The sequence below is a fragment of the Lentzea sp. NPDC051838 genome (assembly GCF_040681245.1).
Classification (GTDB): domain Bacteria; phylum Actinomycetota; class Actinomycetes; order Mycobacteriales; family Pseudonocardiaceae; genus Lentzea.
In genome coordinates this window covers 46247-61726 of sequence record NZ_JBFAYI010000031.1, presented here as the reverse complement: position 1 = coordinate 61726, position 15480 = coordinate 46247, and the positions used below count along the sequence as shown (strand labels likewise).

Annotated in this window: 14 protein-coding genes; all 14 read left to right on the top strand. The window is 67.8% G+C overall.

Annotated elements, in window-relative coordinates; all coding sequences use genetic code 11:
• Positions 1 to 28: 28 nt before the first annotated feature.
• Positions 29 to 1294 carry a geranylgeranyl reductase family protein gene (locus AB0M24_RS39475; protein WP_363778716.1) on the top strand — a complete coding sequence of 422 codons (1266 nt, stop codon included), beginning with the start codon at positions 29 to 31 and terminating at the stop codon, positions 1292 to 1294.
• A 266-nt stretch (positions 1295 to 1560) separates the two neighbouring features.
• Positions 1561 to 1926, top strand: a complete 366-nt coding sequence (locus AB0M24_RS39470; protein ID WP_363778714.1) for an NADH-quinone oxidoreductase subunit A — start codon at positions 1561 to 1563, stop codon at positions 1924 to 1926.
• Positions 1927 to 1933: 7 nt separating this feature from the next.
• Positions 1934 to 2485: an NADH-quinone oxidoreductase subunit B family protein gene (locus AB0M24_RS39465; protein ID WP_363778712.1), complete on the top strand. Its 552-nt coding sequence runs from the start codon at positions 1934 to 1936 to the stop codon at positions 2483 to 2485.
• Positions 2482 to 3222, top strand: coding sequence for an NADH-quinone oxidoreductase subunit C (locus AB0M24_RS39460; RefSeq protein WP_363778710.1), 741 nt, complete (start codon positions 2482 to 2484; stop codon positions 3220 to 3222). Before AB0M24_RS39465 ends, AB0M24_RS39460 begins: the two co-directional genes overlap by 4 nt.
• Complete coding sequence (locus tag AB0M24_RS39455) at positions 3219 to 4544, top strand: NADH-quinone oxidoreductase subunit D (protein WP_363778708.1); 1326 nt, start codon at positions 3219 to 3221, stop codon at positions 4542 to 4544. Before AB0M24_RS39460 ends, AB0M24_RS39455 begins: the two co-directional genes overlap by 4 nt.
• Positions 4541 to 5257 carry an NADH-quinone oxidoreductase subunit NuoE gene (gene nuoE, locus AB0M24_RS39450; RefSeq protein WP_363778706.1) on the top strand — a complete coding sequence of 239 codons (717 nt, stop codon included), beginning with the start codon at positions 4541 to 4543 and terminating at the stop codon, positions 5255 to 5257. The genes AB0M24_RS39455 and nuoE overlap by 4 nt, the downstream gene beginning before the upstream one ends.
• 9 nt (positions 5258 to 5266) lie before the next feature.
• Positions 5267 to 6547: an NADH-quinone oxidoreductase subunit NuoF gene (gene nuoF, locus AB0M24_RS39445; RefSeq protein ID WP_363778704.1), complete on the top strand. Its 1281-nt coding sequence runs from the start codon at positions 5267 to 5269 to the stop codon at positions 6545 to 6547.
• On the top strand, positions 6544 to 8985 hold the full coding sequence (locus AB0M24_RS39440) for an NADH-quinone oxidoreductase subunit G (RefSeq protein WP_363778702.1): 2442 nt from the start codon (positions 6544 to 6546) through the stop codon (positions 8983 to 8985). Before nuoF ends, AB0M24_RS39440 begins: the two co-directional genes overlap by 4 nt.
• Positions 8982 to 10304: an NADH-quinone oxidoreductase subunit NuoH gene (nuoH, locus tag AB0M24_RS39435; protein WP_363778700.1), complete on the top strand. Its 1323-nt coding sequence runs from the start codon at positions 8982 to 8984 to the stop codon at positions 10302 to 10304. The genes AB0M24_RS39440 and nuoH overlap by 4 nt, the downstream gene beginning before the upstream one ends.
• A gap of 2 nt (positions 10305 to 10306) precedes the next feature.
• On the top strand, positions 10307 to 10822 hold the full coding sequence (nuoI, locus tag AB0M24_RS39430; protein ID WP_363778698.1) for an NADH-quinone oxidoreductase subunit NuoI: 516 nt from the start codon (positions 10307 to 10309) through the stop codon (positions 10820 to 10822).
• Positions 10823 to 10839: 17 nt separating this feature from the next.
• A complete protein-coding gene (locus tag AB0M24_RS39425; protein WP_363778794.1) occupies positions 10840 to 11670 on the top strand; it encodes an NADH-quinone oxidoreductase subunit J in 831 nt (276 codons plus the stop codon).
• On the top strand, positions 11667 to 11966 hold the full coding sequence (gene nuoK, locus AB0M24_RS39420; RefSeq protein ID WP_030473209.1) for an NADH-quinone oxidoreductase subunit NuoK: 300 nt from the start codon (positions 11667 to 11669) through the stop codon (positions 11964 to 11966). The genes AB0M24_RS39425 and nuoK overlap by 4 nt, the downstream gene beginning before the upstream one ends.
• A 10-nt stretch (positions 11967 to 11976) precedes the next feature.
• Positions 11977 to 13914, top strand: a complete 1938-nt coding sequence (gene nuoL / locus AB0M24_RS39415; protein WP_363778695.1) for an NADH-quinone oxidoreductase subunit L — start codon at positions 11977 to 11979, stop codon at positions 13912 to 13914.
• Positions 13911 to 15479 carry an NADH-quinone oxidoreductase subunit M gene (locus tag AB0M24_RS39410; protein ID WP_363778693.1) on the top strand — a complete coding sequence of 523 codons (1569 nt, stop codon included), beginning with the start codon at positions 13911 to 13913 and terminating at the stop codon, positions 15477 to 15479. The genes nuoL and AB0M24_RS39410 overlap by 4 nt, the downstream gene beginning before the upstream one ends.
• Position 15480 lies beyond the last annotated feature (1 nt).

The following is a 15480-nucleotide window of genomic DNA, read 5'->3' as shown; positions in this document are numbered from 1 at the left end:
AGGAGTCACGGCACACGAGGGAGTCTGGATGAGCAGGCGCGGGATCAACGAGGACGCCGACGTCATCGTCGTGGGCGCGGGACCGGCGGGCTCGACCGCGGCCACCTACCTCGCCAGGGCGGGCCTCGACGTCCTCCTCCTGGAGAAGAGCACGTTCCCCAGGGAGAAGGTCTGCGGCGACGGCCTGACCCCGCGAGGCGTCAAGCAGCTCATCGACCTGGGCATCGACACCCGCGAGAGCAACGGCTGGCTGCACAACAAGGGCCTGCGCGTGGTCGGCGGCGGCGTCACGATGGAGCTCGACTGGCCCGAGCTGGCCACGTTCCCCAACTACGGCGTGGTCCGGCCGCGCATGGACTTCGACGAGATGCTCGCGAACGCCGCGAAGGCAGCCGGCGCGCGCATGCACGAGCACACGACCGTTACCAAGGCCATCATCGAGAACGGCCGGGTCGTCGGCGTCGAGGCCAAGCAGGGACCGGAAAAGAACCCGGTCACGTACCGGGCGCCGATCACGGTCGCCTGCGACGGCGTGTCAGCGCGCCTCGCGATCAGCGCCGGCCTGCAGAAGGACGACAGCAAGCCGATGGGCGTCGCGGTTCGCCGCTACTACGCGAGCCCGCGCACCAAGGACGACTACCTCGAGTCGCACCTGGAGCTGTGGGCCCCGGACGGCCAGCTGCTGCCCGGCTACGGCTGGATCTTCGGCATGGGCGACGGCAGCGTGAACGTCGGTCTGGGCATCCTCAGCACGTCGAAGGCTTACGGCACCACGGACTACCGCCAGCTGCTGCGCTCCTGGCTCGACGGAACGCCGGAGGAGTGGGGCTTCCGCGAGGAGAACGCGACGAGCCGCATCGGTGGCGCCGCGCTCCCCATGGGCCTCAACCGCAAGCCGCACTACCGGGCGGGCCTCGTCCTCGTCGGCGACGCCGGCGGCATGGTCAACCCGTTCAACGGCGAGGGCATCGGCTACGCCATGGAGTCGGCCAAGATCGCGTCCGAAAGTGTCGTCCAAGCGCTTGCGCGGACGGGCGTCAACCGTGAACGCGCGCTGCACGGCTACCCGGTCCGGATCGAACAGGCGCTCGGCAGTTACTACCGGCTCGGCAACGTCTTCTCGAAGCTCATCGGGAACCCGGCGGTCATGCGGACCGCAACGAAGTACGGAATGCCGCGAAAGCGCCTGATGAAACTCGTGCTCAAGCTACTCGCGGGCCTCTACGACCCGAAGGACGGCGACGCAATGGACCGCCTGATCGTGGCTGCCACGAAGCTCGCGCCGACGGCATAAATTACTCCGAATAGGTGACGGCACCGGCTCAATACGAGCCGGTGCCGTTTCGTATGTTCCGACGATGTTAAACCCCCAGGTCAGACCCTGTGATCCAGGTCATTTACACGCGTTCTACACTGGCGAGCGACCTTGTGAATCACTTCACAACAGTCTGAAGTAGCTTGTGAACTGTTTCACAAGCGTTTGTTAGGGCCGCCTAACAAACGCGCTGCAGAACTACACCCTTAGGGTGCGCCTCGACCGCGAGGAAAGGACGACGGAGCGTGCTTGACCCTTACCTCCCCCTCGTATTGATGTTCGCGCTCGCCGGGGCGTTCGCACTGTTCTCGGTGACCGCAGCGCCCTACATCGGACCCCGCCGCTACAACAAGGCGAAGCTCGACGCCTACGAGTGCGGCATCGAGCCGAGCCCGCAGCCGGTCGTGGGTGGTGGGCGCATGCCCGTCGCCTACTACCTGACGGCGATGCTCTTCATCTTGTTCGACATCGAAATGGTCTTCCTCTACCCGTTCGCCGTGGCTGCCGACAAGCTCGGCCTGTTCGGGCTGGTGGAGATCGTGCTGTTCGTCGCAACGCTGGGCTTCGCGTACATCTACGTGTGGCGCCGCGGCGGCCTCGACTGGAACTGAGGAAGTCATGGGTCTCGAGGAGAAGCTCCCGAACGGCGTCCTGCTGGTCAGCGTGGAGAAGCTGGTCAACTGGACCCGCAAGTCCTCGCTGTGGCCTGCCACCTTCGGCCTGGCCTGCTGCGCCATCGAGATGATGACGACGGGTGGTCCCCGCTACGACCTCGCCCGCTTCGGCATGGAGGTCTTCCGGGCGTCACCGCGCCAGGCCGACCTGATGATCGTCGCGGGTCGCGTCACCAACAAGATGGCGCCGGTGCTGCGGCAGATCTACGACCAGATGCCCGAGCCGCGCTGGGTGCTGGCGATGGGCGTCTGCGCGTCGACCGGTGGCATGTTCAACAACTACGCGGTGGTGCAGGGCGTCGACCACGTCGTGCCCGTCGACATGTACCTGCCGGGCTGTCCGCCGCGGCCGGAGATGTTGATGGACGCGATCCTCAAGATCCACGCCAAGATCATGGACGAGCCGCTGAACGCCGTGCGCGCCAAGGCACTCGCCGACTCGGGCTACCGCACCGATCTCATCCCGTCCTCCGAGCGTTTTGCGAGGAAGAAGTGACCGAGCCAGGGGGAGAGCACTCCAGCGCCGAGCGCGCTGTCGAGGGCCTCGAAGCCAACGGAGCCGAAGCGAAGGCCCCGATCTTCGCCGGCAAGGAGCGCAAGGGCCTCTTCGGCGTCTCCGGCTCCGGTGACACGTCGGGCTTCGGTGGCCTCAGGCTGCCCGCCCACGTCGCCGCGCCTTCCGAGCGGCCATTCGGCGGCTGGTTCGACGAGGTCGCCGACGAGCTCTTCGCCGCGATCAGCGACAAGGGCCTGCCCGCCGACACCGTGCAGCAGGTGACCGTCGACCGCGGCGAGATCACCTTCTACCTCAAGCCGGAGACGTTGCTGGACGTCGCGCGGATCCTGCGCGACACCCCGTCGCTGCGCTTCGAGCTCTGCAGCTCGGTGTCCGGTGTGGACTACGGCGCCGACGTGCCGCAGCGCCTGCACTCGGTCACGCACCTGACGTCGATGACGTACCGCCGCCGCATCCGGCTGGAGGTCGCGGTCGACGTCGAGCACCCGCACGTGCCGAGCCTCGTCGAGGTCTACCCGACGGCGGACTGGCAGGAGCGCGAGACCTGGGACATGTTCGGGATCATCTACGACGGTCACCCCGGACTGACCCGCATCCTCATGCCGGACGACTGGGACGGACACCCCCAGCGCAAGGACTACCCGCTGGGCGGCATCCCGGTGGAGTACAAGGGCGCGGAGATTCCTCCGCCGGACCAGAGGCGGTCCTACTCATGACCGACAACACCGTCAACGAAGAGATCGCGCCGAGCAGGCAGACCACCGAGGGCACCGTCTACACGGTCACCGGCGGCGACTGGGACGAGGTGCTCGCGGACGCCGTTCACGACGAGCGCATCGTCATGAACCTCGGCCCGCAGCACCCGTCGACGCACGGCGTGCTCCGCCTGGTCCTGGAGCTCGAGGGCGAGACCGTCACGCACGCCCGCAGCGTGATCGGCTACCTGCACACCGGCATCGAGAAGAACCTCGAGTACCGGAACTGGGTGCAGGGCGTCACGTTCATCACGCGCACCGACTACCTCGCGCCGCTGCACCACGAGGCCGCGTACTGCATGTCGGTCGAGAAGCTGCTCGGCATCACGGTGCCGGACAAGGCGCAGGCCGTCCGCGTGCTCCTGATGGAGATCAACCGGATCAGCTCGCACCTCGTCGCGCTCGCCACCGGCGGCATGGAGCTCGGTGCCCTCACCGGCATGACCTCCGGCTTCCGCGAGCGCGAGGAAGCGCTGCACCTGCTGGAGCACCTCACCGGTCTGCGCATGAACCACGCGTTCATCCGCCCCGGCGGCCTCGCGCAGGACCTGCCGGCGGACGGGATCGAGAAGATCAACGCGTTCGTCAAGATCATGGAGAAGCGGCTTCCGGACTACGACAAGCTGCTCACCGGTCAGCCGATCTGGCGCAACCGCCTCGCGAACGTGGGCTACCTGCCCGTCGACGCGTGCCTCGCGCTCGGCATCACCGGCCCGATCCTGCGCTCGGCCGGCCTCGCCTGGGACCTGCGCAAGATCGAGCCGTACAGCGGCTACGAGAACTACGCCTTCGACGTGCCGACCTCGAACGCGGCGGACTGCTTCGCGCGGTACCTGCTGCGGCTGGAGGAGATGCACCAGTCGCTGAAGATCATCAAGCAGGTCGTGAAGACCCTGCCGACCGGTCCGGTGATGGTCGAGGACGCCAAGATCGCGTGGCCCGCGCAGCTCACGATCGGCAGCGACGGCATGGGCAACTCGCTCGAGCACGTCCGCAAGATCATGGGCCAGTCCATGGAGTCCCTGATCCACCACTTCAAGCTGGTGACCGAGGGCTTCAAGGTGCCGTCCGGCCAGGTGTACGTGCCGGTCGAGTCGCCGCGCGGCGAACTGGGCTACCACGTCGTCTCCGACGGCGGCACCCGCCCGATGCGCGTGCACCTGCGCGAGCCCAGCTTCGTGAACCTCCAGTCGATGCCCGCGATGTGCGAAGGCGGCATGGTCGCCGACGTCATCGCGTCCGTCGCCTCGATCGACCCGGTGATGGGTGGTTGCGACCGATGACTCAAGCCCCAGAACAGACCTTCGACCAGTCCACTGTGGACCGGGCACAGGCGATCATCGCCCGGTACCCGCAGTCCCGCAGTGCGCTGCTGCCGATGCTGCACCTCGTGCAGTCGGTCGAGGGCTACGTCTCCCAGGAGGGCATCCGGTTCTGCGCCGGGCAGCTCGACCTGACCGAGGCCGAGGTCAGCGCGGTCGCGACGTTCTACACGATGTACAAGCGCCGCCCGTGCGGTGAGCACCTGGTCAGCGTGTGCACCAACACGCTGTGCGCGGCTCTCGGCGGCGACGACATCTACAAGACCCTCAAGGACCACCTCGGTGTGGGCCACGAGGAGACCGCGGGCGAGCCGGGCGCGCCGGGCTCGATCACCCTGGAGCACGCCGAGTGCCTCGCCGCGTGCGACCTCGGCCCGGTTCTCCAGGTGAACTACGAGTTCTACGACAACCAGACGCCCGACAAGGCGCTGGGACTCGTGAAGGCGTTGCAGTCGGGGGAGAAGCCCGCCCCCACGCGCGGCGCCCCGCTCACCGATTTCAAGCAGGCGGAACTGCAGCTCGCCGGGTTCTTCGAGGGGCGCGACGCCGACCTCGACGGACCGTCGGCCGCGCCGGAAACCCTGCGGGGCGCCCAGATCGCGAAGGACCGCGGCTGGGACGCGCCGAAGGTGCCGGCCAACGCCGAGTTCCCCGCACTGCCGGAAAAGAAGTAGGGGGAACCGATGGCAAACCCGCTGACTCCCGTTCTCACCAAGAGCTGGACCGAGCCCAGGTCCTGGACGATCGAGACCTACGAGCGTCTCGGTGGTTACACCGCCCTGCCCAAGGCGCTGAAGGCCCACCCGGACCAGCTCATCCAGCAGTGCAAGGACTCCGGGCTGCGCGGCCGCGGCGGCGCGGGCTTCCCCACCGGCATGAAGTGGGGCTTCATCCCGCAGGGCGACGGCAAGCCGCACTACCTCGTCATCAACGCCGACGAGGGCGAACCGGGCACCTGCAAGGACATCCCGCTGATGATGGCGGACCCGCACTCGCTGATCGAGGGCGTGATCATCACGTCGTACGCGATCCGCGCGAACTTCGCGGCGATCTACGTCCGCGGCGAGGTCCTGCACTGCATCCGCCGCCTCAACGCCGCCGTGCGCGAGGCGTACGCCAAGGGCTACCTGGGCAAGGACATCCTCGGCAGCGGCTTCGACCTCGACGTGGTGATCCACGCGGGCGCCGGCGCGTACATCTGCGGTGAGGAGACCGCGCTGCTCGACTCGCTGGAGGGCCGTCGTGGCCAGCCGCGGCTCAAGCCGCCGTTCCCCGCGACCTCGGGTCTCTACGCGTCGCCGACCGTGGTGAACAACGTCGAGACGATCGCGTCCGTGCCGTTCATCGTCAACGGCGGCTCGGACTGGTTCCGCGAGATGGGCCGCGACCGCTCGCCCGGTCCGAAGATCTACTCGCTGTCGGGTCACGTCACGAACCCCGGCCAGTACGAGGCGCCGATGGGCACCACGTTGCGCGAGCTGCTGGACATGGCCGGTGGCATGAAGGACGGCATCCCGCTGAAGTTCTGGACGCCGGGTGGTTCGTCCACCCCGCTGTTCACCGCGGAGCACCTCGACGTGCCGCTGGACTTCGAGGGTGCTGCCGAGGCCGGCTCGATGCTCGGCACGACGGCGCTGCAGATCTTCAACGAGACCGTGTCCGTGCCTTGGGCCGTCATGAAGTGGACGGAGTTCTACAAGCACGAGTCGTGCGGCAAGTGCACGCCGTGCCGCGAGGGCACGTACTGGTTGGTGCAGATCCTGCAGCGGATGGTGGCGGGCAACGGCACGGCGAGCGACATCGACACGTTGCTCGACGTCTGCGACAACATCCTCGGCCGTTCGTTCTGCGCGCTGGGTGACGGTGCCGTCAGCCCGATCACCAGTGGCATCAAGTACTTCAAGGACGAGTTCCTCGCCCTGTGCGACACGAACTCCAAGGTTCTGGCTGGAGCGAACGCATGACCATCGCCCCTGACAAGCCCACCGCCGAGCTCGTCGTACCCGAGGGTCACGTCAAGCTGATCATCGACGGCGTCGAGGTCGTCGCGCCCAAGGGTGAGCTGCTGATCCGCACGGCCGAGCGCCTCGGCACGGAGATCCCGCGCTTCTGCGACCACCCGCTGCTGGAGCCCGCGGGCGCCTGCCGCCAGTGCCTCGTCGAGGTCGAGATGGGCGGCCGGCCGATGCCGAAGCCGCAGGCCTCCTGCACGATGACGGTCGCGGACGGCATGGTCGTGAAGACCCAGCTGACGTCGCCGGTCGCGGACAAGGCCCAGCAGGGTGTGATGGAGCTGCTGCTCATCAACCACCCGCTGGACTGCCCGATCTGCGACAAGGGCGGTGAGTGCCCCCTGCAGAACCAGGCGCTCGCCCACGGCCGCAGCGACTCCCGCTTCCACGAGCACAAGCGGACGTTCCCGAAGCCGATCAACATCTCCACGCAGGTGCTGCTCGACCGCGAACGCTGCGTGCTCTGCCAGCGCTGCACCCGGTTCTCCGCGCAGATCGCCGGCGACCCGTTCATCGAGCTGCTCGAACGCGGTGCGCACCAGCAGATCGGCATTGCCGAGGAGAAGCCGTTCCAGAGCTACTTCTCCGGCAACACGATCCAGATCTGCCCGGTCGGCGCGCTGACGTCGGCGGCTTACCGCTTCCGCGCCCGGCCGTTCGACCTCGTGTCGACGCCGAGCGTGTGCGAGCACTGCTCCTCCGGTTGCGCCGAGCGCACCGACTGGCGGCGCGGCAAGGTGCAGCGCAAGCTCGCCGGTGACGACCCGCAGGTCAACGAGGAGTGGATCTGCGACAAGGGCCGGTTCGCCTTCCGCTACGCCACCGCTGACGACCGCATCACGCGGCCGTTGGTGCGCGACGCCGAGACCGGTGAGCTGCGCGAGTCCTCGTGGACCGAGGCGCTGCAGGTCGCGGCGGCTGGTCTGACGGCGGCGCGCGACGCGAACGGCGTCGGCGTGCTGACCGGTGGCCGGCTGACCGTCGAGGACGCCTACGCGTACTCGAAGTTCGCCCGGATCGCGTTGCACACCAACGACATCGACTTCCGCGCCCGGCCGCACAGCGCCGAGGAGCTGGAGTTCCTGTCGAGCACGACGGTGTTCACGAACCCGGACAACGGCGTCACCTTCCAGGGCATCGAGAAGGCACCGGCCGCGTTGCTGGTCGCGTTCGAGCCCGAGGAAGAGGCTCCGATCGTCTTCCTGCGCCTGCGCAAGGCCGCTCGCACCGGCAAGACCAAGGTCTTCCACCTCGGCCAGTTCACCACCCCGGCCGTCGAGAAGACCCTCGGCACGCTGCTCGCCTGCGTGCCCGGTGCCGAGGCGAACGCGCTGAACGCGTTGGCGGAGCACGCTTCCGACGTCGTCGAGCTGCTGGGCAAGCCGGGTGCGGTGATCCTCGTCGGCGAGCGCGCCGCCGAGATCCCCGGCGCGTTCACCGCGGTCGCGAGGCTGGCGGAGCGCACGGGTGCCCAGGTCGCGTGGATCCCGCGCCGTGCCGGTGAGCGCGGTGCGCTCGCGGTCGGTGCCGTCCCGAACCTGCTGCCCGGCGGTCGCCACGTCGCGAACGCGTCGGCGCGCACCGAGGTCGAGCGCACCTGGGGCGTCGAGGAGGGCTCGCTGCCCGCGACGCCCGGCCGCGACACCACCGGAATCCTGGAGGCGGCCGCGAACGGTCAGCTGTCCGGCCTGGTGGTCGGCGGCGTCGACCCGTTCGACCTGCCCGACCCCGCGCTCGCCGAGAAGGCGTTGGCGGAGGCCGGTTTCGTGGTGAGCCTGGAGCTGCGGCCGAGCGCGGTCACCGCGCACGCGGACGTCGTGCTCCCGATCGCCCCGGCGGTCGAGAAGTCCGGCAGCTACCTCAACTGGGAGGGCCGCCGCCGCGACTTCGGCACCACGCTCGAAGGCACCGGCGCGCTGCCGGACTGCCGCGTGCTCGACACCCTCGCGGTGGAGATGGACGCGGACCTGTTCACGCAGACCGCTGCCGCTTCGGCTGCCGACCTGGCCCGTCTCGGAGAAGGCGCACCGAGCGGTTCCTCGCTCAACGTCGCCGCGCCGCTGCAGTCGCCGGCCGGTGCCGGCAAGGCAGTGCTCGCCACGTGGCACCGCCTGATCGGCAACGGCTCGCTGCAGGCCGACGAGCCGCACCTCGCCGGCACGGCTCGCCCGGTCGTCGCCAAGGTCGCGGAGGCCACCGCGCAGCAGTTCGGTCTGAACGGCACGGTCACCGTGTCCACCGACCGCGGCGCGATCACGCTGCCGGTCGAGACCGACGACCTGCCCGAGGGCGTCATCTGGCTGCCCACCAACTCGGGTGACGTGACCGTCCGCGCCACGCTCGGTGCGGGCCACGGCTCGATCGTCTCCGTCAGCGGAGGGAAGTCATGACGTCGTACTTCTTGGCGGACAACGGCGACACCGCCAAGCTCCTCGCGGACGACCCGATCTGGCTGGTCCTGATCAAGGTCGTCGGGATCTTCGCGTTCCTCGTGGTCATGACCCTGTTCATGATCAACTGGGAACGCAAGGTCGTCGCGCGGATGCAGCACCGCCCCGGCCCGAACCGCGTCGGCCCCAACGGCTGGCTGCAGTCGCTCGCGGACGGTCTGAAGCTCGCGTTCAAGGAGGACATCCGCCCGGTCCTCGCGGACAAGTGGGTGTTCTTCCTCGCGCCGGTGATCTCGTGCATCCCCGCGTTCCTCGCGTTCTCGGTGATCCCGCTCGCGGGTGAGGTCAACCTGTTCGGCCAGCAGACCGCGCTGCAGCTCGTCGACCTCCCCGTCGGCGTGCTGGTGGTGCTGGCCTGTTCGTCGCTCGGCGTCTACGGCATCGTGCTGTCCGGCTGGGCCTCCGGCTCGCCGTACCCGCTGCTCGGCGCACTGCGGTCGGCCGCGCAGGTGATCTCCTACGAGATCGCGATGGGCCTGTCGATCGTCGCGGTGATCATGTTCACCGGCTCGATGTCGACCGGTGACATCGTGAACGCGCAGGCGAACATGGTGCTCGGCGGCGCGATTCCCGGCTGGTTCGGCATCCTGCTGTTCCCCAGCTTCGTGATCTACGCGGTGTCGATGGTCGGCGAGACCAACCGCGCCCCGTTCGACCTCCCCGAGGCCGAGTCGGAGCTCGTCGGTGGTTTCCACACGGAGTACAGCTCGCTGAAGTTCGCGCTGTTCTTCCTCGCCGAGTACGTCAACATGGTCACCGTCTCGGCGCTCGCGACCACGCTCTTCCTCGGCGGCTACAAGGCACCGTGGAGCGGCGAGTTCATGAACACCGGCTGGTGGGGCCTGCTCTGGTTCATCGGCAAGACGCTGTTCTTCCTGTTCATCTTCATCTGGCTGCGCGGCACGCTTCCCCGCCTGCGCTACGACCAGTTCATGAAGCTGGGCTGGAAGGTGCTCGTGCCGACCAGCCTCGTGTGGATCATGGCCGTCGCGGTCATCCGCACCGGTGCGATCCAGCAGCTCTCCACGGCACAACGGCTCATCGCGCTCGGCGTGATCGTCGGCCTCGTGCTGCTGGTCTCGTTCCTGCTGCCGGACAAGAAGGTCCAGGACACCAAGGGCGTTCCGCTCGCGGGTTCCGGCTTCCCCGTGCCGCCGCTCGATCTCGCTGTCCCCAAGGCCGCGCCCAAGCGCAAGGTCAAGGTCGCCAACATCCCCAAGGAAACGGCAGCCGTTACCACCGGTAAGGAGGCTGAGTAGGGATGTTCGAGTCCCTCAAAGGCTTCGGCGTCACCTTCGGCACCATGTTCAAGAAGGTGGTGACGGAGGAGTACCCCGAGGTCAAGAAGGTGACCGCGCCGCGGTTCCACGGCCGTCACCAGCTGAACAGGCACCCGGACGGGCTGGAGAAGTGCGTCGGCTGCGAGCTGTGCGCGTGGGCCTGCCCCGCGGACGCGATCTTCGTCGAAGGTGGCAACAACACCGACGAGGAGCGCTACTCGCCCGGTGAGCGGTACGGCGCCGACTACCAGATCAACTACCTGCGCTGCATCGGCTGCGGCCTGTGCATCGAGGCGTGCCCGACCCGTTCGCTCACGATGACGAACGAGTACGAGCTCGCCGACGACAACCGCCAGGACCTGATCTTCACGAAGGAGGACCTGCTCGCTCCACTGCTGCCCGGCATGGAGCAGCCGCCGCACCCGATGCGGCTCGGCGACCACGAGCAGGACTACTACGTGAACGGCCCGCAGCTGGCGAAGGAGGCTCAGCAGTGAGCCTCCTCGTAAGCCTTCTGGCGCAGCAGCCGGAGCCCGTGCAGAAGGTGGTCGACACCGTCACCACCGGCGAGGCCATCGCGTTCTGGGTCCTCGGCCCGCTCGCGCTGGCCGGCGCGCTCGGCATGCTCTTCGCGCGCAACGCGGTCCACTCCGCGCTGTGGCTCGTCGTGACGATGCTCAGCCTCGGTGTGCTGTACATGATCCAGCAGGCGCCGTTCCTCGGCTTCGTGCAGATCATCGTCTACACCGGCGCGATCATGATGCTGTTCCTGTTCGTGCTCATGATGGTCGGCCGCGACAGTTCGGACTCCGTGGTCGAGGTCATTCGCGGGCAACGACTCGCCGCGGCGTTGCTCGGCATCGGGTTCGCCGTCCTCATGGTCGGTTCCGTCGCCCGCGCGCTCACCTCGGTCGAGCCCGCCGGTCTCGCGGAGGCCAACACCACGAACGGCGGCAACGTCGCCAACATCGGCCAGAAGCTCTTCACGGACTACCTGTTCCCGTTCGAGCTCACCTCGGCCCTGCTGATCACCGCCGCCCTCGGCGCGATGATCCTGGCGTTCGTCGGCCGCGACGGGAAGCCCGCCCGCAAGACGCAGAAGGAACTCGTCGAGGAGCGCTTCCAGGAGTTCAAGCGGGTCGGTTCCATCCCCGGCCCCGGCGTCTTCGCCACCGCGAACTCGGTGGCCACCCCCGCACTGCTGCCCGACGGCAGCGTGTCGGAGGAGTCGCTGTTCGAGGTCATCGAGGCGACCGACAAGTCCGTGCTCTCGGACGACGTCGCCGAGGTCGCGGGCACCGCGCACGAGGCCGACGCGCACGCGCTCAAGGGAAGTGAGTCGTGACTCCCACGTACTACCTGCTGCTGTCGGCACTGCTGTTCAGCATCGGCGCCGTTGGTGTTCTCGTGCGCCGCAACGCGATCGTGGTCTTCATGTGCGTCGAGCTCATGCTCAACGCGGTCAACCTGAGCCTCGTGACGTTCGCGCGGATCAACGGCTCGCTCGACGGTCAGGTGATGGCGTTCTTCGTGATGGTCGTCGCCGCGGCGGAGGTCGTGGTCGGCCTCGCGATCATCATGTCCATCTTCCGCACGCGTCGCTCGGCCTCGGTCGACGACTCGAACCTGCTGAAGTACTGAGGGGTCACCGGTGACGGAACCTGTTGTCGCCAGCGGGGTCGCGAGCTTCGCCTGGTTGTTGTTGGCGCTGCCCGCGTTCGGCGCGGCGGTGCTGCTGGTCGGTGGCAAGCGCACCGACAAGTGGGGCCACCTGCTCGGCTGCGCGACGCTCCTGGCGTCGTTCGGCTACGGACTCGCGCTGTTCTTCTCGACCCTCGGCCACTCGAACGCCGAGGAGCGGGTGCAGAACCTGCACCTGTTCAACTGGGTCGACATCAACGCGCTGACCGTCGAGTTCGGACTGCGGATCGACCCGCTGTCGCTGACGTTCGTGCTGCTGATCACCGGTGTGGGCTCGCTGATCCACATCTACTCGATCGGCTACATGGCGCACGAGGAAGGCAGGCGGAAGTTCTTCGCCTACCTGAACCTCTTCGTCGCGGCGATGCTCCTGCTGGTGCTGGGCAACGGTTTCGTGACCCTGTACTTCGGCTGGGAGGGCGTCGGTCTCGCCTCGTACCTGCTGATCGGCTGGTACCAGTACAAGCCGGAAGCGGCGTCGGCGGCCAAGAAGGCCTTCCTGATGAACCGCGTCGGTGACCTGGGCCTCGCCATCGCGATCTTCCTGATGTTCAACCGGCTCGGGACCACGCAGTACACCGAGGTCTTCAGCCGGGTCGGCGAGTTCTCGGGTGCCGAGGTCCTCGCGATCACGCTGCTGCTGCTCCTGGGTGCCTGCGGCAAGTCCGGTCAGTTCCCGCTGCAGGCCTGGTTGCCGGACGCCATGGCCGGCCCGACCCCGGTGTCCGCCCTGATTCACGCGGCAACGATGGTCACGGCGGGCGTGTACCTGATCGCCCGCTCCAACCCGCTGTACAACCTCAGCGCGGACGGCCGCCTGGTCGTGATGATCATCGGTGGCGTCACGCTGCTGATCGGTTGCATCATCGGTTGCGCCTACGACGACTTCAAGAAAGTCCTGGCGTACTCGACGGTCTCGCAGATCGGTTACATGATCCTCGCGGTGGGCCTCGGCCCGGTCGGCTACGCGCTCGGCATCATGCACCTGCTGACGCACGGTTTCTTCAAGGCAGGGCTCTTCCTCGGTGCCGGTTCGGTCATGCACGGCATGAACGACGAGGGCAACATCCGGCGGATGGGCGGCCTGGCGAAGTACCTGCCGGTCACGTTCGTCACCTGGACGCTCGGCTACCTCGCGCTGATCGGCATCCCGCCGTTCGCGGGCTACTTCTCGAAGGACGCCATCATCGCGGCGGCGTTCACCGGTGAGGGCTGGCGGCCGTACGTCTTCGGCGGTGTCGCACTGCTCGGTGCCGCGCTGACCGCGTTCTACATGACGCGCCTGCTGATCCTCGTCTTCCTGGGCAAGCCCCGCTGGAAGGAGCTCAAGTCCGAGGACGGCCGCGAGTACCACCCGCACGAGTCCCCGCTGTCGATGACCATCCCGATGATCATCCTGGCGGTCGGCTCGATCGGTGGCGGCTGGTTCCTCTCGTCCGGTGGGCGTCTGGCCGGCTGGCTGGAGCCCTCGCTGGGTGAGCTCAAGGAAGAGCACGGCGTCGTTTCGCACGGCATGGTCGGCATCCTGACCGTGGCTCTCGCGGTGGTTGGTGCAGGCCTCGCGTTCCTGCTCTTCGCTCGCGGCAAGCAGCCGGTCGAGCGGCCGCTGCGGGTGTCGTTCCCGGTGCGCGCCGCCCGTGCGGACCTCTACGGCAACGCACTCAACGAGGCCCTCTTCGCGCGGCCGGGCACATGGCTCACCCGCGCGCTGGTGTTCCTCGACCTGAAGGGCGTCGACGGTGCCGTCAACGGCATGGCGGCGCTGCTCGGTGGTAGCTCCGGCCGGTTGCGCAGGCTGCAGACCGGGTTCGTCCGCTCCTACGCACTGTCCATGCTGCTGGGCTCGATCTTCGTGCTCGGGGCGCTCCTGGTGGTGAGGTTCTCGTGACCTGGGTTCTGATCGCACTGCTGGTGGTGCCGCTGGTCGGCGCGCTCGCGGTGACGTTCCTGCGCAAGGACGACGCGAAGGCCAAGCTCGTCGCACTGGCGTTCTCGGTCGTCGAGCTCGTGCTCGCCGTTCTGCTGTGGACTGCTTACAAGCCTTCTGGCGACCGGATCCAGCTCGCGTTCGGTGTGGACTGGATTCCGGCGTTCGGTGTTCGCCTGTCGTTCGGCATCGACGGCATCGCGCTCGTGATGATCGCGGTGATCGCGCTGCTGATCCCGCTGGTGATCGGTGCCGGCTGGACGGAGAAGCTGCCCGCCGGCCGTTCGCAGGGCGGGTACCTCGCGCTGATCCTGGTGCAGGAGGCCGTGACGGTCGCGGTGTTCGCCGCCACCGACGTCTTCCTGTTCTACGTGCTGTTCGAGGTCATGCTGATCCCGATGTACTTCCTGATCGGCGGCTACGGCGGCGCGCGCAGGCAGTACGCGGCGGTCAAGTTCTTCCTCTACTCGTTCCTCGGCGGCCTGATCATGCTGGCCTCCGCGATCGGCGCCTACGCGATGGCGTCGGACGAGCTGGGCAAGGGCACGTTCGACTGGGCGACCCTGGTGAAGGTGGTCAGCGACGCCGACGCGACGACGCAGACCTGGCTGTTCCTCGGCTTCTTCCTGGCGTTCGCGATCAAGGCGCCACTCGTGCCGTTCCACACCTGGCTGCCCGACGCGGCCGCCGAGGCGCCCATCGGCGTCACGGTGATCGTCGTCGGCATCCTGGACAAGGTCGGCACGTTCGGCATGCTGCGCTACCTGCTGCCGATGTTCCCGACGGCGTCCAAGAACCTGGCGCCGCTCGTGCTCGTGCTCGCGGTAGCCGGTGTCCTTTATGGATCGCTGCTCGCCACGGGCCAGCGGGACATGAAGCGGTTCCTGGCCTACGTCTCGATCGCCCACTTCGGCTTCATCGCGCTCGGCATCTTCTCGTTCACGTCGCAGGCAGGCGTGGGCTCGGTGTCGTACATGCTCAACCACTCGATCTCGACCGGCATGCTGATCCTGGTGATCGGCATGGTGATCGCGCGCGGTGGTTCGTCGCAGATCTCCGACTACGGCGGCATGTCGAAGGTGGCGCCGCTGCTCGCCGGCATGCTGCTGCTGTCCGGTCTGACCACGCTGTCGCTGCCGGGCACGAACTCGTTCGTCTCCGAGTTCCTGGTGCTGATCGGCTCGTTCCCGACGCAGCCGGTCGCAACGATCCTCGCGACGGTCGGCATGGTGCTCGCGGCGCTCTACGTGCTGTGGCTCTACCAGCGGATGATGACCGGCCCGCTGCGTGGCGACGCCCTCGTCGGCGCCGCCTCCGGTCCGGGTGCCGTGGGCGACCCGGAGACGAAGACCACGATCGGCGACCTGAACAAGCGCGAGATCGCGGTCCTCGCACCGCTCGTTGTCATCGTGCTGGCGCTCGGGTTCTACCCGCAGCCGGTGCTCGACGTCATCACCCCGACTGTCGGGGCGACGCTGACCGAGGTCGGCGTGACCGACCCGGTCTCCGTGCAGGAAGGCAAGTGAC

Coding starts and splice junctions, on each gene's coding strand:
- AB0M24_RS39475 (WP_363778716.1), top strand. CDS start 29: ATGAGCAGGCGCGGGATCAACGAGGACGCCGACGTCATCGTCGTGGGC.
- AB0M24_RS39465 (WP_363778712.1), top strand. CDS start 1,934: ATGGGTCTCGAGGAGAAGCTCCCGAACGGCGTCCTGCTGGTCAGCGTG.
- AB0M24_RS39455 (WP_363778708.1), top strand. CDS start 3,219: ATGACCGACAACACCGTCAACGAAGAGATCGCGCCGAGCAGGCAGACC.
- nuoE (WP_363778706.1), top strand. CDS start 4,541: ATGACTCAAGCCCCAGAACAGACCTTCGACCAGTCCACTGTGGACCGG.
- nuoF (WP_363778704.1), top strand. CDS start 5,267: ATGGCAAACCCGCTGACTCCCGTTCTCACCAAGAGCTGGACCGAGCCC.
- AB0M24_RS39440 (WP_363778702.1), top strand. CDS start 6,544: ATGACCATCGCCCCTGACAAGCCCACCGCCGAGCTCGTCGTACCCGAG.
- nuoH (WP_363778700.1), top strand. CDS start 8,982: ATGACGTCGTACTTCTTGGCGGACAACGGCGACACCGCCAAGCTCCTC.
- nuoI (WP_363778698.1), top strand. CDS start 10,307: ATGTTCGAGTCCCTCAAAGGCTTCGGCGTCACCTTCGGCACCATGTTC.